The organism is Actinocorallia aurea (genome assembly GCF_054783995.1).
Map to the genome: position 1 here is coordinate 178,589 of NZ_BAAGPQ010000020.1, position 22,216 is coordinate 200,804.

Sequence of the window (22,216 nt, forward strand, 5' to 3'; positions counted from 1 at the left end):
AAAGAACCGTTCATGATCCTTTATGTGCTGCGCCGTCTCGGCGCGGGCCTGGTGCTCGCCGCCCTGGTCACGATGATCACGTTCCTCCTGCTGAGCACGTCGTTCGACGGCGTCGTGCGCAGCATCCTCGGCCCGGCGGCGACCCCTGAGACGGTCGCGGCGCTGAAGTCCGCCAAGGGGCTGGACCGCCCGGTCTTCGTCCAGTACTTCGACTGGCTGGGCGGCGTGGTGCGCGGCGACCTCGGCGTCTCCTACTTCACCAGCGAACCGGTCGTCGACGCGGTGGCCTCCCGCCTGGCCGTGACCCTGTCGATCGTGGTCGTCGCCCTGCTGTGCACCGTGGCCATCAGCGTCGCCCTGGGCGTGGCGGCGGCGACGCTCGGCGGGGCCGTCGACCGCCTCGCGCAGGCCGCCTCGCTGTTCGGCTACATCGTCCCGAACCTCCTCCTGGCGATCGGCCTGGTCGTGGTGTTCGCGCTCAATCTCGACCTGCTCCCGGCCACGGGGTACACGCCCCTGTCGGAGGACCCGGGCCGGTGGGCGGCCACGATCACCATCCCGGTGATCGCGCTGATGGTCGGAGGCGTCGCGAGCCTCGCGGCGCAGATCCGCGGCGCCATGATCGGCGAGTTGCGCAAGGACTACGTCCGCACCCTGCGCACACGGGGGATCCGGACGCGTTCGATCGTCCTGCGGCACGCCCTGCGCAACGCCGCGGGGCCCGCCCTCACCGTCCTGTCCCTGGAGTTCATCACCATGCTCGGAGGCGCTCTCATCATCGAGAAGGTGTTCGCGCTGCCCGGCTACGGGAGCTACGCCTTCGACGCCTCGCTGCAAGGCGACATCCCGATCATCATGGGCATCACCCTGTTCAGCGTCCTGCTCGTCGTGACCGTGAACCTGGTCGTCGACGTGGTGAACGGCTGGCTCAACCCGAAGGCGAGGCTCCGTTGAGCACTCCAGACCTCGTGGCCCCGGCGGAGCCTCCGGCGTCCCGGCGACGGTCGGCGTTCCACAGGCTGCGCAGAGATCCGCAGGCGATCACGGCGGCCGCGGTCCTGTCGATCGTCGTCGTGCTCGGCCTGCTGTCGCCCGTCCTGGCCGGGCACGGGCCGAACGAGGCGTCGCTCGACGCGGTCAACGCCGATCCGGGAACACCCGGCTACCTGCTCGGCGGCGACCAGAGCGGCCGCGACATCTACGCGCGCCTGCTGCACTCGGTCGTCACCAGCGTCGTCTCGGCGCTGATCGGCACCGGTATCGCGCTGACCCTGGGCGTGACCGCCGGGCTCGTCGGAGGCTACTTCGGGAGCCGGATCCGGGGTACCACGGAATGGGTCTTCAACCTTCTGATGACCTTCCCGGGGCTGCTTCTGCTCATCGTGCTGCTGCCGGTGACCAAGGGCGACTACCGCTTCACCATGCTGATCTTCGGGGTGCTGCTGTCGCCGAGCGTCTTCCGCCTCGTGCGCAATCTGGTGATCGGCGTGCGGAACGAGCTGTTCGTCGACGCCGCGCGCGTCTCCGGGCTGCCGGACTCGCGGATCCTGCGGCGGCATGTTCTCTTCGTCATCCGGGGGCCGGTGATCATCGCCGCGGCGTTCCTCGCGGGCACCTCGATCGCCCTCCAGTCCGGGCTCGCCTTCCTCGGTGTCGGCTCCAACACGGTGGCGAGCTTCGGCGCGATGATCTCCGAGGGCTTCGCCAACTTCTACGTGAAGCCCCTCCACTTCCTGTGGCCGAGCCTGGTGCTCGGCTTCATGACGGCCTCCCTCGTCCTGCTCGGCAACTCCCTGCGCGACGCGCTGGAAGGGTCGCGCCCCAAGCCCGCGAGGCGCCGGGTACAGGAGCGGCGGCCCGTCGCGGAGTCCCCGGCCGACAGCGGCGGGACCACGAAGCTGCTCGTGGTGAGGGACCTCGCCATCGCCTACCCGACGCCGTCGGGAGACTTCGCGGAAGTCGTGCGAGGAGTCAACCTCAGCCTGGAGGCGGGGGAGACCCTGGGCCTGGTCGGAGAGTCGGGATCCGGCAAGACGCAGACAGCGTTCGCGGTGCTGGGCGTGCTGCCGCCCGAAGCAGTCGTGACGCGGGGCTCGATCACCCTGGACGGCCGCGAGTTGCTCGGCCTGGCCGAACGGGAACTGCGCGGGATCCGCGGCACCTCCATCGCTTATGTGCCGCAGGAGCCGATGTCCAATCTGGATCCGTCTTTCACCGTGGGAGCGCAGCTCGTCGAAGGACTGCGCGCGGCGACGAGGGTGTCCCGCCGCGAGGCGCGCACCCGGGTGCTGGAGCTGCTCGCCCGGGTGGGCATCCCCGAGCCCGAGCGCACCTTCTCGTGCTACCCGCACCAGATCTCGGGGGGCATGGCGCAGCGCGTCCTGATCGCCGGCGCCGTCGCCGGCCGCCCGAAGCTGCTGATCGCCGACGAGCCGACCACGGCTCTGGACGTCACCGTGCAGGCGGAGATCCTCGACCTGCTGCGGGACCTGCAACAGGAGCTGGACATGGCGGTTCTGCTGGTCACCCACAACTTCGGGGTGGTCGCCGACCTCTGCGACCGCATCGCGGTCATGCGGGGCGGCGAGATCGTGGAGACGGACGGGGCCCGGAACGTCTTCGCGGCGCCCGCCCACCCCTACACCCGGATGCTGCTGGACTCCATCCTCGATGAGAGCACGGTGCGGACCGATCCTTCGGCCGCCGAGGTCCTCGGGAAGAAGGCGTGATGACGACACCCCTGCTCGACGTGCGCGATCTGCGTGTCTCCTACCCCGGTAAGGGATTCCGCGCCCGCCCGGTGGAGATCCTCCACGGGGTCTCGCTGACCGTGGCCCGCGGCGAGACGCTGGGCGTGGTCGGAGAGTCCGGCTCCGGCAAGACCACCATCGGGCGCGCGGTCCTGGGCCTGGCTCCGGCGAAGGGCGGATCGGTCCTCTTCGACGGGAAGGACATCACGCACGCTTCGGCCAAGGAGCGCCGCGGCCTCGCCCGCGACATCCAGGTGGTGTTCCAGGACCCCTACACCTCCCTGAACCCGTCGCTCACGATCGGCGACATCCTCAGCGAACCGCTCGTCGTCCAGGGCCGCTCGGCCAAGGAGTCCAGGGAGCGTGTGCGGGCGCTGCTCGACCAGGTGGGCCTGCCCGCGGACGCGGCCGAACGGCTGCCGCGTGAGTTCAGCGGCGGCCAGCGCCAACGGGTCGCGATCGCCCGGGCCCTGGCGCCGGAGCCCCGGCTCATCGTCTGCGACGAGCCCGTCTCCGCCCTGGACCTGTCGACCCAGGCGCGCGTGCTCGACCTCTTCATCGACGTCCAGAGGCGCACCGGCGTCGCCTACCTGTTCGTCTCGCACGACCTCACCGTCGTGCGGCACATCAGCCACCGGGTGAGCGTGATCTATCGCGGCGACATCGTGGAGACGGGCGACGCGGCCTCGGTGACCTCGTCGCCCGAGCACCCCTACACCCGGCGGCTCATGCTCGCGTCCCCGGTCGCCGATCCGGTCGAGCAGGAGAAGCGGCGGACGGAGCGGCGCCGGCTGATGGCCGCGCAGCCGTGAGCGAGGCGGCCGAAACGCCCGGATGGGGCGCTCTCGGCGCCATCCCCGCCGCCCGGTACACCTCGTCGATCACCCGCATCGCGGCGGCGGCCTCGCGGGGGCCGGTCACGACCGGGCGCCCGTCGCGCACCGCGTCGCGGAAGACCTCGAGCTGGAACGCGTAGCTCGTGCGGGGGTCGCCTTCCTCGGTGACGGTTCCGGCAGGGGTCGCGACGGTCATGAGGCCGTACAGGTAGGGGTGGTAGGGCATGCGCACGTGAAGGCTCCCGGCTGATCCGGTGACCTCGAGTTCGGCGGCGAAGCCGTCCTCGTCGCGCATGCTCGCCACCACCTGCCCGGTGACCGGCCGCCCCGCCGCCCCGCCGGGCAGGTCGAGTTCGGCGGTCATCGCCGCGTCGACGCCGCCGGCCTCCACGGCCTTCGCGTGCCGCACCACGGGCGTCCCGAACAGGAAGCTCAGCAGCCGCACCGGGTAGACCCCGAGGTCCATGAGGGCGCCTCCGCCGAGTGCGAGGTTCCATCTGATGTCGGAGGCGTCAGGGTGCGGGGCGGTGAACGCCGCGCGGGCCGAGACCAGGTCTCCGATCGTCCCCGAGCCGAGGACGTCGCGCATCCGCGCCCACATCGGATGGTGCCGGGAGTGGAACGCCTCCATCACCACGAGGTCGCCGGCGTCCGAGAGTTCCGCCATCTCGGCCGCCTCGTCGGCGTTCGCGGTGAAGGGCTTCTCGCACAGGACGTGCTTGCCCGCCGCGAGCGCCCTGCGCGTCCAGTGGCCGTGCAGGGCGATGGGGGTCGGGACGAACACCGCGTCGATGCCGGGGTCCTCCAGGACCGCCTCGTACGAGGGCAGGACGCGGGGGATGCCGTGCTCCGCCGCGTAGGCGGCCGCCCGGTCGGCGTCCCGCGCCGCGATGGCGCAGACCTCGACGCCGTCGGTCTCCGCCGCCGGATCCACCAGCCCGGCGCGCACGGCCCGCGCGGCCCCCAGGACGCCGATCCTGAGGCTCACTGCGCCAGTCCCGGGATGAACGACACCAGGAAGGCCCTCAGCGACGCCTCGATCCGGACGGCCTCCCGGTCGAAGAGCCACTGGGCCTGCAGGCCGTTGAGAAGGGAGATGGTCATCGTCGCCAGGGTCGCGGAGTCGATGGAGGAGCGCAGTTCTCCGCGCTCCTCCAGGGCGGTGTAGACGCTCGTGTAGAACTCCCGGAGCATCCGGTAGCGCTCGGCGTAATAGGCGTGCGCGGGGTGGTCCGCGGAGGTCGCCTCGCCCGACAGGACGCAGTGCAGCTCCAGCAGGCCCGGACGCAGTTCGTTGTCCACGATGACGGTGAGCATTCCGCGCAGGGCGTCGAGCGGGTCGGTCGCGGGGTCGAGGGCGCTGGCGGACTCCAGGTACCGATGGCTGCGCTCGTCGCGCAGCGCCAGCACCGCGGCCAGCAGATCCTCCTTGCTCGGGAAGTGGTGCAGGAGGCCTGTGTAGCTGATGCCGGCGCGTTTGGCGATGTCCTTCATGGTGGCGCCGTAGAAGCCGGTCTCGCCGAACGCGTCGGTGCAGGCTTCGAGGATCCGGACCTTGACCTGCGCGGTCTTGGCGTAGGGCCCGCGGGCCGCGGTCGTCTCCATCGCCTCCCCTCCCTCTTGAAATTAGTGTCGCGATACTGTTTTGATGTTAGCCCACCGCGGGCCGCCGATTCCAGGGGCCCCGTGGAGGCGAACCACCCCTACCGAAGGAACCATCGACGATGACGCGACTCGCTCCGGGCTTTCTCTGGGGAGCCTCGACGGCACCCCACCAGATCGAGGGCAACAACCTCAACACCGACTGGTGGATGCGCGAGCAGCTCATGCCCGGCATGGAGCGCAGCGGCGACGCGGTCGACAGCTACCATCGCTTCGCCGAGGACATGCGGCTGCTCGCCGAGGCCGGGCTGAACTCCTACCGCTTCGGCATCGAGTGGGCCCGGATAGAGCCGGCTCCCGGCCGGTACTCGAACGCCGAGCTCGCCCACTACCGCAGGATGATCGACACCGCGCTGGAACTCGGCCTCAAGCCGGTCGTCACCCTCCACCACTTCACCCACCCCCTCTGGTTCGCCGAGCGGGGGAGCTGGATGGCCGACGACGCAGTCGAGCGCTTCACGGACTACGTGCGCAAGGCGGCCGGCATCCTCGACGGCGTCGAGTGGGTGTGCACGATCAACGAGCCGAACATGCTGGCCCTCATGGTCGGCATGGAACGTGCCGCCAAGGCGGCGATGGCGTCCGGCGAGGACTTGAAGAAGTGGATGAGCCCCACCGTCGAAGGGGCGGCGCGGCCCGTCCTGCCGAACCCCGACCCCGAGGTCGGCCGCCGTCTGATCGAGGCGCACCACGCCGCCCGCGGCGTGCTGTGGGAGAACACCGACGCGAAGGTCGGCTGGACCGTGGCGTGCCAGGCGCTCGTCGCCCGGCCGGGCTGCGAGGCCCTCCTCAAGGAGCTCCAGGACGTCCGGGAGAACCTCTACCTGGAGGCGGCACGCGAGGACGACTTCATCGGAGTGCAGTCGTACTCCAGCCAGGACGTCGACGAGAACGGCATCGTCCCGCATCCCCAGACGCCCGACACGACCCTCACCGGCAACGCCTACCGGCCCGACGCGCTCGGCATCGCCGTCCGCCACGCCTGGCAGGTCACCGGTGAGGTGCCCGTCCTCATCACCGAGAACGGCATCGCCACCGATGACGACACCCGCCGTGTGGCCTACACCTCCGAAGCCCTCCGGCACCTGTTCGCGACCATCGACGAGGGCATCGACGTGCGCGGCTACCTGCACTGGAGCGCGCTGGACAACTTCGAGTGGGGCCACTGGAAGCCGACCTTCGGCCTCATCGCGGTCGACCGCGAGACCTTCCAGCGGCACCCCAAGCCGAGCCTGGCCTGGCTGGGCGGGGTCGCAGGGCGCGGCGCCCTCTGACGGCGAAGGCGGCGCCGTGGTGCCGCCCGCCACCTCATCACCGGACAGAGCAGGACCCCGGCGGGCGACGCCGGAGAGGGAGCAGACCATGTTGAGACCACGTATGACCGCGACCCGCGAACTGGTGAACCTCGACGGCATCTGGCGGTTCGCCGTCGAGAGCGACGACACGGCGCAGCAGTGGACCGATCCGTTCTCCTCCGGCCTGGAGGCGCCGGTCCCGGCCAGCTACAACGACGTGTTCACCGACGCGGCCATCCGCGACCACGTGGGCTGGGTCTGGTACCAGCGCCAGGTGCGCGTGCCGCGCGGCTGGTCGGGCGAACGCGTTCTCCTGCGGTTCGACTCCGCCACCCACGAGGGCCGGGTCTACGTGGACGACGTCGAGGTGGCCCGGCACGTCGGCGGATACACGCCCTTCGAAGCCGACATCACCGAGCTCGTGAGCGCGGGGGAGGAGTTCCGCCTCACGGTCGGCGTCAACAACGAGCTGACGAACGTGACCATCCCCCCGGGCACGATCACGGTCAACCACGCGGGCAGGCGCGAGCAGAAGTACCTGCACGACTTCTACAACTACGCCGGCCTGGCCCGCTCGGTGTGGCTCTACAGCAAGCCGCAGGTCCACGTCCGCGACATCACGATCGTCACCGGCCTGGACGGGACCACAGGGACCGTCGACTACACGGTCGACACCAACGTCCAGGCACCTGTTCGGGTACGGGCCCTGGACGCCCGGGGACGGCAGGTCGCCGAGGGCGAAGGAGCGCAAGGGACCCTCCGGATCGACGACGCCACCCTGTGGCGGCCCGGAGCGGCCTACCTGTACGACCTCGTGGTGGAGGTCCTCGACGGTGCCGACGTGGTCGACACCTACACCGAGCCCTTCGGGGTGCGGACCGTGGAGGTCAGGGGCGCCCGATTCCTGATCAACGGGGAGCCGTTCTACTTCACCGGGTTCGGCAAGCACGAGGACAGCGCCGTCCGCGGCAAAGGCCACGACGACGCCTACCTCGTCCACGACTTCCAGCTGCTGGACTGGATCGGCGCCAACTCCTTCCGCACGGCGCACTACCCGTACGCCGAGGAGGTCATGGAGTTCGCCGACCGGCACGGCATCGTCGTCATCGACGAGACCGCGGCCGTCGGCCTGAACCTCATGGTCCAGGGCGGTCTCACCGGCCAGGCCCCGCAGCCCACGTTCTCGCCGGCGACGTTCAACGACGAGACCCGCGCGGCGCACGCCCAGCACCTCCGGGAGCTGATCGCACGCGACAAGAACCACCCGAGTGTCGTCATGTGGTGCATCGCCAACGAGCCCTCGTCGAACGAGCCGGGAGCCCGCGAGTACTTCGAGCCGCTGGTGGAACTCACCCGCGAACTCGACCCGACCCGGCCGGTGACCAGCACCGCCGTGCTCTTCGCCACGCACGAGAACGACCTCATCGCCGATCTGTTCGACGTCATCTCGATCAACCGCTACTACGGCTGGTACGTGGCCACCGGTGACCTGGAGACGGCCGAGGTCTACCTGGAGAAGGACCTGCGCGGCTGGGCCGAGCGGTTCCGGAAGCCGATCATGATGGCGGAGTACGGCGCGGACACCCTGCCGGGGCTGCACTCGGTGTGGGACCAGCCGTGGAGCGAGGAGTACCAGCAGGCCTACCTGGAGATGAACCACCGCGTCTTCGACCGGATCGAGGAGTTCATCGGCGAGCACGTGTGGAACTTCGCCGACTTCGCCACGTCCCATGGGATCCACCGGGTGGACGGCAACAAGAAGGGCGTCTTCACCCGTGACCGTCGTCCCAAGGCGGCCGCGCACGCCCTGCGACGGCGCTGGCGCGGGCTCGAAGGCCGCAAGCCGTCCCAGGACTGACGAGGCCGCTGACCTGGGTCTGCGGGGCGGGGGCAAGTGATGGCAACCGCTTGTCGCCGGGCCCCGCCGGGAGGCTGAATGGGCGGGCACACCGTTGACGAGTGCCGGCCCCGCGCGCCGGCGGATTGGAGCGCCCATGCTCCCGCCCCTCACCGGCGAGACGGCCGATCTGGCCGACCGCGTCGGTGCCCTGCTGGAGACGCCCGGCCGCCTGGCCGTGGCCTTCTCCGGCGGAGTGGACTCCTCCGTCCTGCTGGCGCTGGCCGTCCGGGCACTCGGCGCGGCCAAGGTCGTCGCGGTGCTCGGCGTCTCACCGAGCCTGGCCGCCGACGAACGCGCCGCGGCGCACCGGGTCGCCGCGCACATCGGCGCACAGGTCGTGGAGGTCGTCACCCGGGAGGGGGACAGCCCCGCCTACCGGGCGAACGGCCCCGACCGCTGCTTCCACTGCAAGGAGGAGCTGTTCGCGCGGATCGCCGACGACGTCGCGCAGGTCCACGGCATCACCGACGTCGCCTACGGGGAGAACGCCGACGACCTGCTGCGCCCGGACCGGCCGGGCTCGCGCGCCGCGCACGGGCGCGGAGTGCTGCGCCCGCTGGCCGCCGCGGGCATGGACAAGCGGGCCGTGCGGCGGGTGGCCTCCGCACTGGGCCTGCCCAGTGCGGACAAGCCCGCCTCTCCCTGCCTCGCCTCGCGCATCCCGCACTTCGCCGAGGTCACCCCGGAGAAGCTCGCGCAGGTGGAGCACGCCGAACGCGCGCTGCGCGCGCTCGGGTTCTCCGAATGCAGGGTGCGCCACCACGGGGACACCGCCCGGATCGAGGTGCCGGAGTCCCGGATCGCCGACCTGGCCGGCCCCTTGAGGGAACTCGTCCTCACCGCGGTCGGCGAGGCGGGGTTCTCGACCGTCGCGGTGGACCTCGCCGGCATCCGTTCCGGTGCGTTCACCCTCCCCCTGGTGGAGGTCCGCAATGGTTGAGCGGTGGCGTCCCCACGAGGAGTTCGCCCGGCTGGACCACGATAGGACCGCGCGCCGCGGATACCCCGAAGCGGTCTACTGCGAGGGCAAGACGGCGGCCCAGACCCGTGCGATCGCCGCCCGGCTGCGCGAGCGCCACGCAGGGGTCGCCCTGTTCACCAGGGCGGCGCCCGAGCACGCCGAGGCGGTGCTCGAAGAACTCCCCGAGGCCGTCCACGACCACGAGGCGAGGCTGCTGGCCTGGCCTCCGGTCCCACCGGAGCCCACCGGGGGCCGGGTGGTCGTGCTGGCCGCCGGGACCTCGGACCTCCCGGTGGCGCGCGAGGCCGAGCTCACCGCCCGCTACCTCGGCCGCCCCTGCGAGCTCTTCGTGGACGTCGGCGTGGCCGGGCTGCACCGCGTGCTCGCGCTGCTCGATCCCCTGCGCTCGGCCCGCGCGGTGGTGGTGGCGGCGGGGATGGACGGCGCCCTGCCGAGCGTCGTCGCGGGCCTGGTCGCCGCACCCGTCGTCGCGGTCCCCACCTCCGTCGGCTACGGCGCCGCCTTCGGCGGGGTCGCCCCGCTGCTCTCCATGCTCAACGCCTGCTCTCCGGGAGTCGCGGTCGTCAACATCGACAACGGCTACGGCGCGGGACACCTCGCCGCGCAGATCGCGGCCCCCTGACTCCCCGCAGCGCGCGGACCCTCACCGGTCGGGACGCCCGCACAGCTCGTCGGGGACCGCGGAGCCGGGCTGCAGCCCGGCCGTGAAGGAGGCTCCCGCCGCCGCGTCGAGGACCGCGCGCACCGGCAGGCCGCGCTCGGCGGCCAGCCGGGCGGCCGGCTCGAACTCGGGCGTCGCCTGGACGACCACGCCACCGCGGTGCCCGATCTTCACCGGCAGGAGACCGCCGAGAACCTCGACGTGGCTCCATCCGCGCTCCAGCGCCGACTTGCGGACCCGGTGTTCGCGAACGCCCAGCGTGGGGGTGAGGCGGAACACCGCGTCGCGCAGCTCGTCGGCCCGGCTCGCGGGGGAGAGCACGCACAGGGTGTGGGCCGGGCGGCCCTTCTTCATCTGGATCGGGACGAGCCACGCGTCGGAGGCCCCGGCATCGAGGAGGGAGGCCAGGACGCTCGGCCACACCCGCGGGTCGAGGTCGTCGACATTGGCCTCCAGGACCACGGCCTCTGTCGTCTCGGGACCGTCGGCGGCCGCGCCGAGGAAGACGCGGACGACGTTCGCCCGCCCGGGGACGTCCCGGGTCCCGGCCCCGACGCCCGTGGCCGCGAGGCGCAGCGGGGGGAGCGCCGGGCACGGGCGGGCCAGCGCGGTGACCAGCGCGACGCCCGTGGGCGTGGCCAGTTCTCCTTCCCCGCCCGCCGCGACGTCCCAGCCCTCGGCGAGCCGCGCGACGGCCGGGACGGGCACCGGAAGCACGCCGTGCGCCGTGCGCACCGCGCCCGATCCCAGCGCGAGGGGACCGGCCGACAGATCCTCCACGCCGAGGTCGTGCAGGGCGGCGCAGACTCCGACGACGTCGGCGATGGAGTCCCAGGCGCCCACCTCGTGGAAGTGGACGTCCTCGACGGCCGCCCCGTGGACGTGCGCCTCGGCCTCGGCCAGCCTCCGGAAGACCGCGAGGGCCGCGTCGGCCACCGGCTCGGGCATCGCGGCACCCGCGATCAGGGCGCGCACGTCGCGCCAGGTCCGGTGCGGATGCTCCTCGCGGCGCGCGCGGATCCGCATCAGGACCGCGCGCAGCCCGGCCCGCCGCACCTCCTCGGTGCCGACGACGACCTCGCCCGGGATCACGGCCTCCACCGCGGCACGCACCGCGGCGGGCGCGGCCCCGGCGTCCAGGAGCGCGGCGAGGAGCATGTCGCCGGCGACGCCCGCGGAGGCGTCGATCCACGCGGTCCTCACGAGCGCAGCCGGTACAGGACCTCGCCGGCCTGCGGCACCACGAGGGTGCCCGGGTCTTCGGCGAGCGCGGCGAGGTCCACGTCGCGCGGGTCGAGGTGATCGAGGTTGGCCCCGCGGACGGTCTCGGCGGGGATGCCGGTGGCGAGCGTGACCCTCACCCGGAAGCGCTCCCCGCGCTCGGCGTCGTAGGTACCCGCGCCCCGCAGGTGGGTGGAGTGCGCGAGGACGCCCCAGTGCAGGTGCTCGAAGCGGTCCCACTGGGCGGTGAAGTAGTCGCGGCAGTGGTAGCCGATCTCCGCGATCTCCGGGTGCATCGCGGAGATCTCGGTGACGTGCGGCGCGTAGAGAATCACCTCGCCGCCGTCGGCGACGACCGGCTCCAGCTTGTAGAAGCCCTTGGCAGCCGTCCACATGTCGTCGTACTTGCCGGGGATCACCGACACGACCCGGCGGACCGGCGCGTCCAGGTACCGCACATGGGCCTGCGCGGAGACCTCCGCGGCCGCCGCCCAGGCGTCCTGCGGAGCGCCGTAGGAGAGCGCATGGAGGTCGTGGGAGCCGGACCGGACCACGACGCAGAGCGCGCGCCGGCGGGAAGGGATCAGGGCGGCGGCCTCGTGGATCAGGGCGCGCACCGGGGTGATCCCGCGGGTCCCGATGATCTCCGCACTGGTGATGAGCGCGCCCAGCCAGTGGGAGAGGTCGATGATCTCGGCGCCCGCGACCCCGGGAAAGAAGTACTTGTCGCCGCCGGAGAAGCCGACGACCTCATGGGGGAAGACCGGGCCGACCACCAGCGCGACGTCGTGCTCGACGACCGCGCGGTTCAGCCGCACGTCGACCTCGCGGCGCAGGAGCCCTCCGGAAAGTTCCGCGACGCGGTCCGCGCCGATGGTACCCAGCGAGACGAAGGTCGAGGGATCCCACCACGCGTGGTTGAGCACCGTCATGCCGGGCAGCGGCGGGAGGTGGGCGGCCAGTTCGGCCTCGCCCATCGGGGCGTGGGTGCCCAGCGCGACGAGTACGGTCAGGCGGCTGACCCTGCCGTGCAGCGCGCCGTGCACGGCCTCGACGAGCAGGGGCAGGGGGCAGCTGCGGGTGGCGTCGGGAACGACCAGGCAGACGCTGCGCCCGTCGAGGTCCTCGGCCGCCAGCCGCTCGGTGATGAAGGACCGGATCGCGTCCTGGGGCAGGACGGTTCCGGCGTCCCCGATCCGTGGCGTCATGCGGTCAGGTCACCACGACGGCGATGGGGCGGCAACTTCGTGAGGCAACAGCTGGCAACCGATTGCCGCCGAGGCCGGACGGAAGCCAGCATGCGGCTATGCCACGCTCTCCCCATCCCGACCGGCTCCTGCCCGCCGACCCGCGGACACGGGAGATCGCGCGCCGTCTCTACGCGGAGGTGCGCGATCTCCCCATCCTGTCGCCGCACGGCCATGTCGACGCCCGGCTCCTGGTGGAGGACGAGCCGTTCGGGGACCCGGCGAGCCTGCTGATCGCCCCGGACCACTACGTCACCCGGCTCCTGCACGCCGACGGCGTGGCGCTGGGCGACCTGGGAGCGGGCCGGGGCCCGCTGGAGGAGGCCGAGGCGCGCAAGGCGTGGCACATCGTGTGCGAGCACTGGCCCGTCTTCCGCGGTACTCCCGTCCGCTACTGGATGGAGTCGGAGCTCGCGGAGATCTTCGGGGTCGCCGAGCCGCTGTCCGCCGCCACCGCGGACGCGACCTACGACGCCCTCGCCGAGCGCCTGGCCGACCCGGCCTTCCGGCCGCGGGCGCTGTTCCGCCGGTTCGGGATCGAGGTGCTCGCCACGACCGATGACCCGTGCGACGACCTGAGCGCGCACCGCGCCCTGGCCGACGACCCCACCTGGCGGGCGCGGGTCATCCCGACCTTCCGACCCGACCGCTACCTGGAACCGGGAAGGGCCGACTGGGGTGAGGCGGTGGCACGTCTCGGCTCGGTCTCCGGCATCGACACCTCCGGATACGACGGCTACATCGCCGCCCTGGAGGAGCGGCGCAGGTACTTCATCGCCCACGGAGCCACCTCCGCCGACCACAGCCACGCCGACCTGGGGAGCGAACCGCTCACCCGGGCCGAAGCGGCACGCGTCTACCGCGCCGCGCTGGGGGGCCGGGCGACCGAGGCGGAGGCCACCGCCTTCCGCCGGCACATGCTGCTGGAGATGGCCCGCATGTCCTGCGAGGACGGTCTGGTGATGACCCTGCATCCCGCCGTCCGGCGCAACCATCACACCGCCACCTTCCGGGCGCACGGCCCCGACACGGGCCACGACATCCCGCTGCGCGTCGAGATCACCGACGCGCTGCGGCCGCTTTTGGAACGTTACGGCACAGCCCGGGGCTTCCAGGTCGTGCTGTTCACCCTGGACGAGACCGTCTTCTCCAGGGAGATCGCCCCCTTGGCGGGTTTCTACCCCTCGGTCTACGCGGGGGCTCCCTGGTGGTTCCTCGACGCGCCCGACGCCATCCGCCGGTTCCGGCGCGCGGTCACCGAGACCATCGGCTTCTCCCGCACCTCCGGTTTCGTCGACGACACCCGGGCCTTCTGCTCCATCCCCGCCCGGCACGACATGTCGCGCAGGCTCGACTGCGGGTTCCTCGCCGAGCTGGTGGCCGAGCACAGGTTCGACGAGGAGGAGGCCGCGGAGATCGCGGTCGAGCTCGTCACGGTCAATCCGCGAAGGGCGTTCAAGCTGTGATCAGGCCCCTGAACCGGGCGGCCGCCGGCGCTCCGGCCGCGCCCGTCCGCATCCTCCACCTGGGACTGGGCGGCTTCTTCCGCGCCCACCAGGCCTGGTACACCGCCCACGCCCCGGACGCCGCCGGATGGGGCATCGCCGCCTTCAGCGGCTCCAGCACGGTGACCGCCGCGCGGCTGTCGGCGCAGGAGGGCCTGTACACCCTGGTCACGCGCGGGCCGGACGGGGACCACTGCGAGGTGCTCGGCTCGCTCTCCGCGGCTCATCCGGGCGGCGACCACACCGGATGGCTCGCGTACTGGGAGCGCCCCGAGATCGCGGTGGTCACGCTGACGGTGACGGAAGCGGGCTACACGGCCACCCGCGAAGGAAGGCTGGACACCGGGAACGCCCGGGTTCGGGCCGACATCGACGCGCTGCGCGAGGATCCGGCCGCTCCGGTCGGCACGGCGGCGGCCCGCCTTCTGGCCGGGCTGGCCGCGCGGCGGAGGGCCGGCGGCGGCCCGGTGGCGGTCGTGCCGTGCGACAACCTGCCGGGCAACGGGGAGACGGCCGCGCGGGTGATCGCCGATCTGGCCGAGGAACTGGGCGGCCCCACCTGGCGGGCGGCCGCGGCCGAGGCCTCCTTCGTCACGACCATGGTCGACCGCATCACCCCGTGGTCCACGCCGGAGGACGCGACCGCGGTGGCCGACGCCACCGGGTGGGCCGACGCGGCCCCGGTGGTGACCGAGCCCTTCGCCGAATGGGTCCTCAGTGGAAGATTCCCGGCAGGCAGGCCGCACTGGGATGAGGCGGGCGCGCGCGTCGTCGTGAACGTCTCCGCCTTCGAGCAGCGGAAACTGTGGCTGCTCAACGGGGGCCATTCACTGCTCGCCTACGCCGGGACCCTGCGCGGGCACGCCACCGTCGCGGACGCTATGGCCGACCCCGTCTGCCTCGGCCGGCTGGAGCAGTGGTGGACCGAGGCCTCCAGGCACCTGCAGTTCCCGGGACGGGAGCTGCAGGAGTACCGGAGGGCGCTTGCGGAACGCTTCGCCAATCCGAGGATCCGGCACGCGCTCGCGAAGATCGCCGAGGACGGCTCCCAGAAGCTTCCCGTGCGCGTCGTCCCCGTGCTCCTCGCCGAAAGGAAGCGGGGCGCCATGCCCGCCGGAGCCGTCCTGATCGTCGCGGCATGGCTCCTCCACCTGCGCGGTGCCGGGGTCCCGGTGCGCGACCCCGGCGCGCCGTCGGCCGGCGGAACTCTAAAGGACGCGGCCCGCACCGTCCTCGCCGAGCTCGACCCCGGGCTCGCACACGACCCGGCGCTGCTCGACGAGGTCGTCGCCCAGGCCGGACGGCTCATGTGAGCGGGATCGACGGCGTCGTCATCGGTCTCGACGTGGGGACGACGGCGGTCAAGGCGGTGGCCTTCGGGCCCGGTGACCGCCGCCACGCGGTCGTCCGCGAGTCCGGTGGCGGCGTGACCCAGGACCCGGAGCGGCTCGCGGCGGACGTGATCGTTGCGCTGGGCGAGTGCGCGACGGCCGTCCGCGGCGAGCGGGTGCTCGCGGTCGCCGTCGGCACGGCCATGCACGGGCTCCTCGCCCTGGACGCCGCAGCGCGCCCGCTCACCCCGCTGCTCACCTGGGCCGACGACCGGGCCGCCGCCCAGGCGTGGCGGCTGCACAGATCCGGGCAGGCCGCCGAGCTGCACCGCGCCTCCGGGACGCCCGTCCACCCGATGGCCCCGCTGGCCAAACTGCTGTGGTTCCGCGAGGAGGACCGGGACCTGTGGTCGCGGACGCGATGGTGGGCCGGGCTCAAGGACTTCGTGCTGATGCGGCTGACCGGCAGGCTCGTCACCGAGCTGTCCTCGGCCTCCGGCACCGGCCTGCTCTGCCTGGCGGCACGCGGATGGAACCACGGGGCGCTGCGGGTCGCGGGGATCGGAGAGGAGCATCTGCCGCCGATCCTGCCGACGACGGCGCTGCTGGAGCTCTCGGCGCAAGCGGCCCGCGCCACCGGCCTTCCCGCCGGGACTCCCGTCGTCGCCGGAGCCGGGGACGGGCCGCTGGGCAATCTCGGCACGGGCGCGATGGCGCGGGGCGTCGCAGGGCTGTCGCTGGGCACCAGCGGCGCGGTGCGCACGGTGCTGCCCGAACCCTTCGCCGACGCGGAGGGACGGCTCTTCAGCTACGCGCTCACCGACGAGGCCTGGGTCGTCGGGGCGGCGGTCAGCAACGGCGGGTCGGTGGTCCGCTGGGCAGGGGAACTGCTCGCCGCCGACCTTCCGCCGGGGGAGGTCCGTGACACCGCGCTGCTCGAGCTGGCCGAGCGGGTCCCACCGGGCGCCGACGGCCTCGTCATGCTGCCCTATCTGCTGCCCGAGCGGGCTCCGCTCTGGCAGCCGGAGCTGAGTGGGGGCTATGCGGGCCTGACCCACCGTCACTCGCGCGGCCATCTCGTGCGCGCCGCGATCGAGGGAGTGGCGCTGCGGCTGGCCGAGATCGTCGAGGACCTGGAGCGTGTCGGGCCGATCTCTTCGGTGCGCGCCACCGGTGGTGCCTTCCGCGCCCCGCTCTGGCGGCGCGTCGTCGCCGCGATGGTGGACCGCCCGACGGCTTTCGTGTCCGCGGCGGAGGGCACGGCGCTCGGTGCGGCGGCGCTGGGCCTGCACGCGCTCGGTCACGCGCCGGAGCTGGCATCGGCCCCGCTGCTTCTCGGCCCCTGCCAGGACGCCGTGGAACCTGTGGGGGCGGACCCCGGCACGCGCGAGCACTACCGGCGCCATCGGGCCCGGCACCGGAGCCTGCGCCTGTCCGCCATGTGAGAGCCGAGGGCCCTTGACGCAGGCCCCAAGGCTGTTGAACACTTGTTCAACATCGGAGTAGATCGCGGGCGTCGCGCGGCGGCCCGGCCACCCCTTCGAGCCGCCGCGTCAGAGAGGAGCAACCGTGGCCGGCGGCAGCGCGAGCAGCAGGAGAAGCGACGGACGGGGGCCCGCCGACCATGGCCCGCGTTGAACCGGTTCCCCTCAGGCAGTGGCCCGCGGCGATGCGCGAGGCGCTGGCCGCCCTCACACCTCCGGCCCCCCGGCACCCCGCGCCGATCCAGCAGGGCCGCCCCAAGGCGCTCAACATGCTGGGCGCGCTGGCGCACCATCCGGAGCTGACCCGTGCCTTCTGCACCCTCAACGGGCACGTGATGCGCGCGACCACGCTGAGCCTGCGCGAGCGGGAGATGGTCATCCTGCGGGTGGCGACGCTGTGCGACTCGCCTTATGAGTTCGCCCAGCACGTCGTCATGGCCACGGACATCGGGATGGACGCCGCGGAGATCGACCGGGTCGCCGCAGGACCGGACGCCCCGGGCTGGACCTCCGCCGAATCCGGCCTCCTGCGGGCCGTCGACGAGCTGATCGGCCACGGCGTGATCCTCCAGGAGACCTGGTCCGCCCTGACCCGCGATCACGACACACAGCAGGTCATGGACATCATCTTCACCGTGGGCGTCTACGAGACCCTCGCCCGGCTCCTGCGGACCTTCGAACTCGACCTGGACGACGACCTCACCGCCCCCTCGCCCGGGCCGGCACCGGCATAGGCCGCGGATGCGCGGGGCGTGCTGGGGCGAGCAGAAGATCCAGGTGCCGGTGCATGTGGGAGCGGAACGTGTGGGCGCTTCTGGATGGTCCAGCGCCAGGTCGATCATGCAGTCCGATCCTCGCTCGCCAAACGACCATCTCTGCAGCCTTTGGCTTCGACGTCCGCCTGCGGTTCTTTCGCCGGCTCGGGCACAGGCTCATCGCCGAGGCGAGCCAAGGCGACGGCGCGCTCACGAGGCTCACTCTTCAGCTGACACGAGGTCGGCTACCGTAGCTTTCCGTGACCACGGGGGAAGCTCGCCCTAGGCTCCGACTTCGCCGGGACGGCCCATGGGCCGGGGGCCTGTCGAGTTCAGGGTGGTCCAGGCGGAGGTGAGGGCGTCCCGGAAGGCGTCGGTCTGGTCGGGGGACAGGGCGGAGACCATGCGGTCTTCGAGGTCGGCCGCGGCGGCGGAGTACGCATCGAGCAGGGAGCGGCCCTGGTCGGTGAGGTAGATGAGCAGTTCGCGTTTGTTGTCGGGGTTCGGGGAGCGGTGGATGAGGTCGCGCTGGTCGAGTGCCCTGATCATGTCGGCCATCGTCTGCGGGGTGACGAAGGAGTCGCGGGCGAGCTGGGCGGCGGTGATCCCGTCCTTGTGTTCCAGGACCGTGAGGGCCGTGTACTGCAGCGTGGTCACGCCCGATCCTCGCAGCATCTCGTCGAGGCGGGCCCTGATCACCAGTTCGAGCCGTTTGACGGCGTACAGAAGTGACGGGGTCGGGCGGGTCGGGGCAGTGGGCACGGGTAACAGTATCCCGGTTCTGCCTGTTGACAGGAAACCTGTTGATACCCCAAGGTGACTTGTCAGGTTTCCTGTTGATTGGAGCGTGTGTGAGCCACCCCGAGCCCGACCTCCCCCGATCGCTGCGGCTGGAGCGCCATGGCGATGTCGCGGTCCTGGTGCTGAACCGCCCGGAGAAGCGCAACGCGCTCAACGACGTCACGGTCCGCGCCCTCGGCGCCTTCTTCGCCGAGCCTCCCCCCTGGGCGAAGGCCGCGGTTCTCACTGCCGCGGGCGCGCACTTCTCCGCGGGCCTGGACCTCAACGATCTCGCCGAGCGCGACGCCGTCGGCGGGCTGCACCACTCGCGCATGTGGCATCGAGCCTTCGCGAGCATCGAGAGCGGCGCGCTCCCCGTGATCGCCGTCGTCAAGGGAGCCGTCGTCGGCGGAGGACTGGAGCTGGCGACCGCCGCGCATCTGCGCGTCGCCGAGGACTCGGCGTTCTTCGCCCTGCCGGAGGGCGAACGCGGCCTGTTCGTCGGCGGCGGTGCCTCCGTGCGCGTCTCACGCCTGATCGGTGCCCAGCGGATGACCGACATGATGCTCACCGGGAGGGTCCTGTCGGCAGCCGAAGCCGAAGACCTCGTCGACTACCGGGTCGGGGACGGAGAGGGACTCGCCAAGGCCCTCGACCTCGCTCAGCGCGTCGCCGAGAACTCGCCGGTCAGCAACTACGCGGTCTTGCATGCCCTGCCGCGCATCGCCGATGCCGACACCGAGACGGGACTGCTCCTGGAATCGCTCATGGCGGCCGTCGCGCAGAGCAGCGCCGAGGCCAAAGCGCGCATGCGCGACTTCATCGAGGGGCGTGCCGCCAAGGTCGACCGCGCCGGAGCCGCCCGATGAGCGCCATCCCGCCCCCCGCCGAGCCGCTCTACGTGCCCGACCCCGACGTCGCGGCACAAGCGCGCGTGAACGACTTCATCGGCTGGCTCGCACTCCGGCGCGGCGTCGATGTCGCCGACTGGGAAGAGCTTCAGGCGTGGTCGACGGCGGCCCTCGAGAACTTCTGGGAGAGCGTCTGGACGTACTTCGGCGTCAAGGCCCGCACCCCGCACCGAGCCGTGCTCGAAGAGCGCACGATGCCAGGAGCCCGCTGGTTTCCCGGTGCGACCCTCAACTACGCCGAGCACTGCTTCGGTGCGCCGGAGGACGTGGACGAGACCGCGGTCGTCGCCCACTCCCAGACGCGCCCGCCCGTCGAACTCACCTTCGGTGAGCTCGCCGAACAGGTTCGGCGTGCGCGTGCCGGGCTGAGGCGTCTCGGCGTCACCCGTGGTACCCGGGTGGTCGGCTACCTGCCCAACTGTCCCGAGACCCTGGTCGCCTTCCTGGCCACCGCCAGCCTCGGCGCCGTCTGGGCGGGCTGCGCGCCGGAGTTCGGGACGGCCGCGGTCGTCGACCGCTTCGGCCAGATCGAGCCGACGGTGCTCCTGGCGGTCGCGGGCTACACCTACGGGACCAAGGAGATCGACCGCCGCGCGCAGGTCGCGGAGATCCGCGCGGGCATCCCGTCCCTGCGGCACGTTGTGCACGTGCCCTATGGTCCGCTCGCCTTGGACGACGCCCTGGGCTGGGCGGAGCTCACCGCGCCGACCGATCTGCCGCTGGAGTTCGAGGCGGTGCCGTTCGACCATCCGCTGTACGTGCTGTTCTCCTCCGGCACCACCGGCAGGCCGAAGGCGATCGTGCACGGCCACGGCGGCATCCTGCTCGAACACCTGAAGAACCACGCGTTCCACTGGGACCTCGGTCCCGGAGACAGGCTGCTCTGGTTCACCACGACGGCGTGGATGATGTGGAACACGCTCGTGTCCGCATTGCTCGTCCGTTCCTCCCTGGTCATGATCGACGGCGATCCGCTCCACCCCGACCTGCGCGCGCAGTGGCGGCTCGCCGAGCAGACCGGGGCCACCCTGATGGGCGCGAGCCCCGGCTACCTGATGGCCTGCCGGAAGGAGGGCGTGCGGCCGGCGGAGGAGTTCGACCTGTCCCGGATCCGGCAGATCGGCGTCGCGGGCAGCCCGTTCCCGGCCGAGGGCTTCCGGTGGATCGCCGCGCAGTTCGGCTCGCGCGTCCTGCTCAACGTCGGCAGCGGCGGCACCGACGTGTGCACCGGCCTCGTCCAGGGCTCTGCGCTCCAGCCCGTCTGGGAGGGGGAGATGGCAGGGGCGAGCCTCGGGGTCGACGTCAAGGCCTTCGACGAACACGGCGAGGTGGTCGTCGGCGATGTGGGAGAGCTGGTGATCACCGCGCCGATGCCGTCCATGCCGGTGCGGCTGTGGGGCGACGAGGACGGTCTCCGGATGCGGGACACCTACTTCGCCGAGTACCCGGGAGTCTTCCGCTTCGGCGACTGGTGCCGCTTCTCGCCCGCGGGCACCTGCGTCATCACCGGCCGCTCCGACGCCACCCTCAACCGCGGCGGCGTCCGGCTCGGTACCGCCGAGTTCTACCGGGTCCTCCAGGACGTCGACGAGGTCGCCGACAGCCTCGTCGTCCACCTGGAGAGCAAGGAGGGCGGAATGGGGGAGCTGATCCTCTTCGTCGCCCTCGCCGACGGGCTCGACCTGGACGACGCGGTGCGCGCCCGCCTCGTCGCGCGCATCAGGAGCATGCTGTCGCCGCGGCATGTGCCCGACGCCATCATCGCGGTCCCGGCGATGCCCTACGGGCGCACGGGTAAGAAGCTCGAAGTGCCCGTAAAGAAGATCCTGCTCGGGGCCGAGCCCGACGTCGTCGCGTCCGCCGGGTCCCTCATGGACCCCGGGGCACTCGACGCGTTCGCCGCCGTCGCCCGCCGGCGCGCCGGGAAGGACCGGTGAGCGGGGCAGCCGTCGCCGTCGTCGGCACCGGCGTGATCGGTGCCGGTTGGGCCGCGCTGTTCCTCGCGCGCGGCCTCGAGGTCTCGGCCTACGACCCCGCGCCGGGCGCCGAGGAGAGGCTGCGCGGCCAGATCGACCAGGCGTGGCCCGCGCTCACCCGGCTCGGGCTCGCCGACGGCGCCTCCCGCGACCGGCTCACCTTCACCGCGACCCCGCAGGACGCCGTCGCCGGGGCCCGGTTCGTCCAGGAGAGCGGACCGGAGCGCCCCGACCTCAAACGGGAGCTCCTCGCCACGCTGGACGCCGCGGCGCCGGAGGGCGTTCCGATCGCCAGCAGCTCCTCGGGCCTCATGCCGAGCCGGTTGCAGGAGATGTGCGACCGCCATCCCGAGCGGGTGCTGGTCGGGCACCCCTTCCACCCCTCCTTTCTGATCCCGCTGGTGGAGGTCGTGCCCGGCGCGGCCACCGACCCCGCCACCGTCCGGCGGACCGTGGACTTCTACTCCGGCCTCGGCAAACGGCCCGTGCTGGTGCGCCAGGAGGTTCCCGGCCACCTCACCAACAGGCTCCAGGCGGCCCTGTGGCGGGAGGCCTATTCGCTCGTCGAGCGGGGCGTGGCGACCGTCGCGGACATCGACGCCGCCATCGCGTACGGCCCCGGCCTGCGCTGGGCCCTGCTCGGCCCGCTGGTGGGCCAGCATCTGTCGGGCGGAGCCGGCGGCATGGCGCACACCCTGGAGCACCTCGGCCCGCCCGCCCAGGACTGGATGAACGACCTCGGCTCGCCGCAGCTCACGCCCGCCCTGGCCGGCCTGCTCGTCGACGGAGTCGACGCCGAACTCGACGGCATCGACCAGACCGCGATGGTCGCCGCCCGCGACGAGCTGCTCATCGGCCTGCTGGAGGCCAAGAGCAGGCACACCACCCTGCCCTGACCGGCAGCCGACCGACCCACGAGG

19 protein-coding genes are annotated in these 22,216 nt (G+C 72.2%); 14 read left to right on the plus strand and 5 right to left on the minus strand.

Features of this window, described 5'->3' with window-relative positions:
* Positions 1–12 precede the first annotated feature (12 nt).
* Genes ACYVOM_RS24895 through ACYVOM_RS24905 form a run of 3 tightly spaced genes read left to right on the plus strand, consistent with a single transcriptional unit; the run spans position 13 to position 3,562 of the window.
* Positions 13–954, plus strand: coding sequence for an ABC transporter permease (locus ACYVOM_RS24895; protein WP_460305907.1), 942 nt, complete (start codon positions 13–15; stop codon positions 952–954).
* A complete protein-coding gene (locus ACYVOM_RS24900) occupies positions 951–2,729 on the plus strand; it encodes an ATP-binding cassette domain-containing protein (RefSeq protein WP_460305908.1) in 1,779 nt (592 codons plus the stop codon). The genes ACYVOM_RS24895 and ACYVOM_RS24900 overlap by 4 nt, the downstream gene beginning before the upstream one ends.
* Positions 2,729–3,562 carry an ATP-binding cassette domain-containing protein gene (locus tag ACYVOM_RS24905; protein ID WP_460305909.1) on the plus strand — a complete coding sequence of 278 codons (834 nt, stop codon included), beginning with the start codon at positions 2,729–2,731 and terminating at the stop codon, positions 3,560–3,562. The genes ACYVOM_RS24900 and ACYVOM_RS24905 overlap by 1 nt, the downstream gene beginning before the upstream one ends.
* Here the strand turns inward: ACYVOM_RS24905 and ACYVOM_RS24910 are convergent.
* Together ACYVOM_RS24910 and ACYVOM_RS24915 are read right to left on the minus strand one after the other, a co-directional pair.
* Positions 3,477–4,574 carry a Gfo/Idh/MocA family protein gene (locus ACYVOM_RS24910; RefSeq protein ID WP_460305910.1) on the minus strand — a complete coding sequence of 366 codons (1,098 nt, stop codon included), beginning with the start codon at positions 4,572–4,574 and terminating at the stop codon, positions 3,477–3,479. The two genes, ACYVOM_RS24905 and ACYVOM_RS24910, sit on opposite strands and share 86 nt — an antisense overlap.
* On the minus strand, positions 4,571–5,191 hold the full coding sequence (locus ACYVOM_RS24915; RefSeq protein ID WP_460305911.1) for a TetR/AcrR family transcriptional regulator: 621 nt from the start codon (positions 5,189–5,191) through the stop codon (positions 4,571–4,573). The genes ACYVOM_RS24910 and ACYVOM_RS24915 overlap by 4 nt, the downstream gene beginning before the upstream one ends.
* 119 nt (positions 5,192–5,310) lie before the next feature.
* Between ACYVOM_RS24915 and ACYVOM_RS24920 the strand changes: the two genes are divergently transcribed.
* The 4 genes from ACYVOM_RS24920 (at position 5,311) to larB (ending at position 10,047) form a co-directional block, all read left to right on the plus strand.
* A complete protein-coding gene (locus ACYVOM_RS24920; RefSeq protein ID WP_460305912.1) occupies positions 5,311–6,522 on the plus strand; it encodes a family 1 glycosylhydrolase in 1,212 nt (403 codons plus the stop codon).
* A gap of 88 nt (positions 6,523–6,610) precedes the next feature.
* Positions 6,611–8,401 (plus strand): beta-glucuronidase, encoded by a 1,791-nt coding sequence (gene uidA / locus ACYVOM_RS24925; protein ID WP_460305913.1) that lies wholly within the window; start codon positions 6,611–6,613, stop codon positions 8,399–8,401.
* Positions 8,402–8,537: 136 nt separating this feature from the next.
* Positions 8,538–9,383 (plus strand): ATP-dependent sacrificial sulfur transferase LarE, encoded by an 846-nt coding sequence (gene larE, locus ACYVOM_RS24930; protein ID WP_460305914.1) that lies wholly within the window; start codon positions 8,538–8,540, stop codon positions 9,381–9,383.
* Positions 9,376–10,047 (plus strand): nickel pincer cofactor biosynthesis protein LarB, encoded by a 672-nt coding sequence (gene larB, locus ACYVOM_RS24935; protein WP_460305915.1) that lies wholly within the window; start codon positions 9,376–9,378, stop codon positions 10,045–10,047. The genes larE and larB overlap by 8 nt, the downstream gene beginning before the upstream one ends.
* Before the next feature lie 21 nt (positions 10,048–10,068).
* Here the strand turns inward: larB and larC are convergent, their stop codons facing one another.
* Positions 10,069–11,289, minus strand: coding sequence for a nickel pincer cofactor biosynthesis protein LarC (gene larC / locus ACYVOM_RS24940; RefSeq protein WP_460305916.1), 1,221 nt, complete (start codon positions 11,287–11,289; stop codon positions 10,069–10,071).
* Positions 11,286–12,515, minus strand: a complete 1,230-nt coding sequence (locus ACYVOM_RS24945) for a lactate racemase domain-containing protein (RefSeq protein WP_460305917.1) — start codon at positions 12,513–12,515, stop codon at positions 11,286–11,288. The genes larC and ACYVOM_RS24945 overlap by 4 nt, the downstream gene beginning before the upstream one ends.
* Positions 12,516–12,613: 98 nt before the next feature.
* On the opposite strand from ACYVOM_RS24945, the gene uxaC reads away from it, so the two are divergent.
* The 4 genes from uxaC (at position 12,614) to ACYVOM_RS24965 (ending at position 17,608) form a co-directional block, all read left to right on the plus strand.
* Positions 12,614–14,020 carry a glucuronate isomerase gene (gene uxaC, locus ACYVOM_RS24950; protein WP_460305918.1) on the plus strand — a complete coding sequence of 469 codons (1,407 nt, stop codon included), beginning with the start codon at positions 12,614–12,616 and terminating at the stop codon, positions 14,018–14,020.
* Positions 14,017–15,372, plus strand: coding sequence for a mannitol dehydrogenase family protein (locus ACYVOM_RS24955; protein ID WP_460305919.1), 1,356 nt, complete (start codon positions 14,017–14,019; stop codon positions 15,370–15,372). Before uxaC ends, ACYVOM_RS24955 begins: the two co-directional genes overlap by 4 nt.
* Positions 15,369–16,835, plus strand: coding sequence for a gluconokinase (locus tag ACYVOM_RS24960; protein WP_460305920.1), 1,467 nt, complete (start codon positions 15,369–15,371; stop codon positions 16,833–16,835). Before ACYVOM_RS24955 ends, ACYVOM_RS24960 begins: the two co-directional genes overlap by 4 nt.
* Positions 16,836–17,014: 179 nt before the next feature.
* Positions 17,015–17,608 carry a carboxymuconolactone decarboxylase family protein gene (locus ACYVOM_RS24965; RefSeq protein ID WP_460305921.1) on the plus strand — a complete coding sequence of 198 codons (594 nt, stop codon included), beginning with the start codon at positions 17,015–17,017 and terminating at the stop codon, positions 17,606–17,608.
* A gap of 303 nt (positions 17,609–17,911) precedes the next feature.
* Here ACYVOM_RS24965 and ACYVOM_RS24970 read toward each other — a convergent pair whose 3' ends face one another.
* Positions 17,912–18,391 (minus strand): MarR family winged helix-turn-helix transcriptional regulator, encoded by a 480-nt coding sequence (locus ACYVOM_RS24970; RefSeq protein ID WP_460305922.1) that lies wholly within the window; start codon positions 18,389–18,391, stop codon positions 17,912–17,914.
* Positions 18,392–18,480: 89 nt separating this feature from the next.
* On the opposite strand from ACYVOM_RS24970, the gene ACYVOM_RS24975 reads away from it, so the two are divergent.
* From ACYVOM_RS24975 to ACYVOM_RS24985, 3 genes are read left to right on the plus strand one after another with little or no spacing between them, the layout of a single operon-like run.
* Positions 18,481–19,278 carry a crotonase/enoyl-CoA hydratase family protein gene (locus ACYVOM_RS24975; protein ID WP_460305923.1) on the plus strand — a complete coding sequence of 266 codons (798 nt, stop codon included), beginning with the start codon at positions 18,481–18,483 and terminating at the stop codon, positions 19,276–19,278.
* Entirely contained in the window at positions 19,275–21,257 is a 1,983-nt protein-coding gene (locus ACYVOM_RS24980; protein WP_460305924.1) for an acetoacetate--CoA ligase, read from the plus strand. Before ACYVOM_RS24975 ends, ACYVOM_RS24980 begins: the two co-directional genes overlap by 4 nt.
* Positions 21,254–22,192: a 3-hydroxyacyl-CoA dehydrogenase NAD-binding domain-containing protein gene (locus ACYVOM_RS24985; protein ID WP_460305925.1), complete on the plus strand. Its 939-nt coding sequence runs from the start codon at positions 21,254–21,256 to the stop codon at positions 22,190–22,192. Before ACYVOM_RS24980 ends, ACYVOM_RS24985 begins: the two co-directional genes overlap by 4 nt.
* The last annotated feature ends 24 nt before the right edge of the window (positions 22,193–22,216 follow it).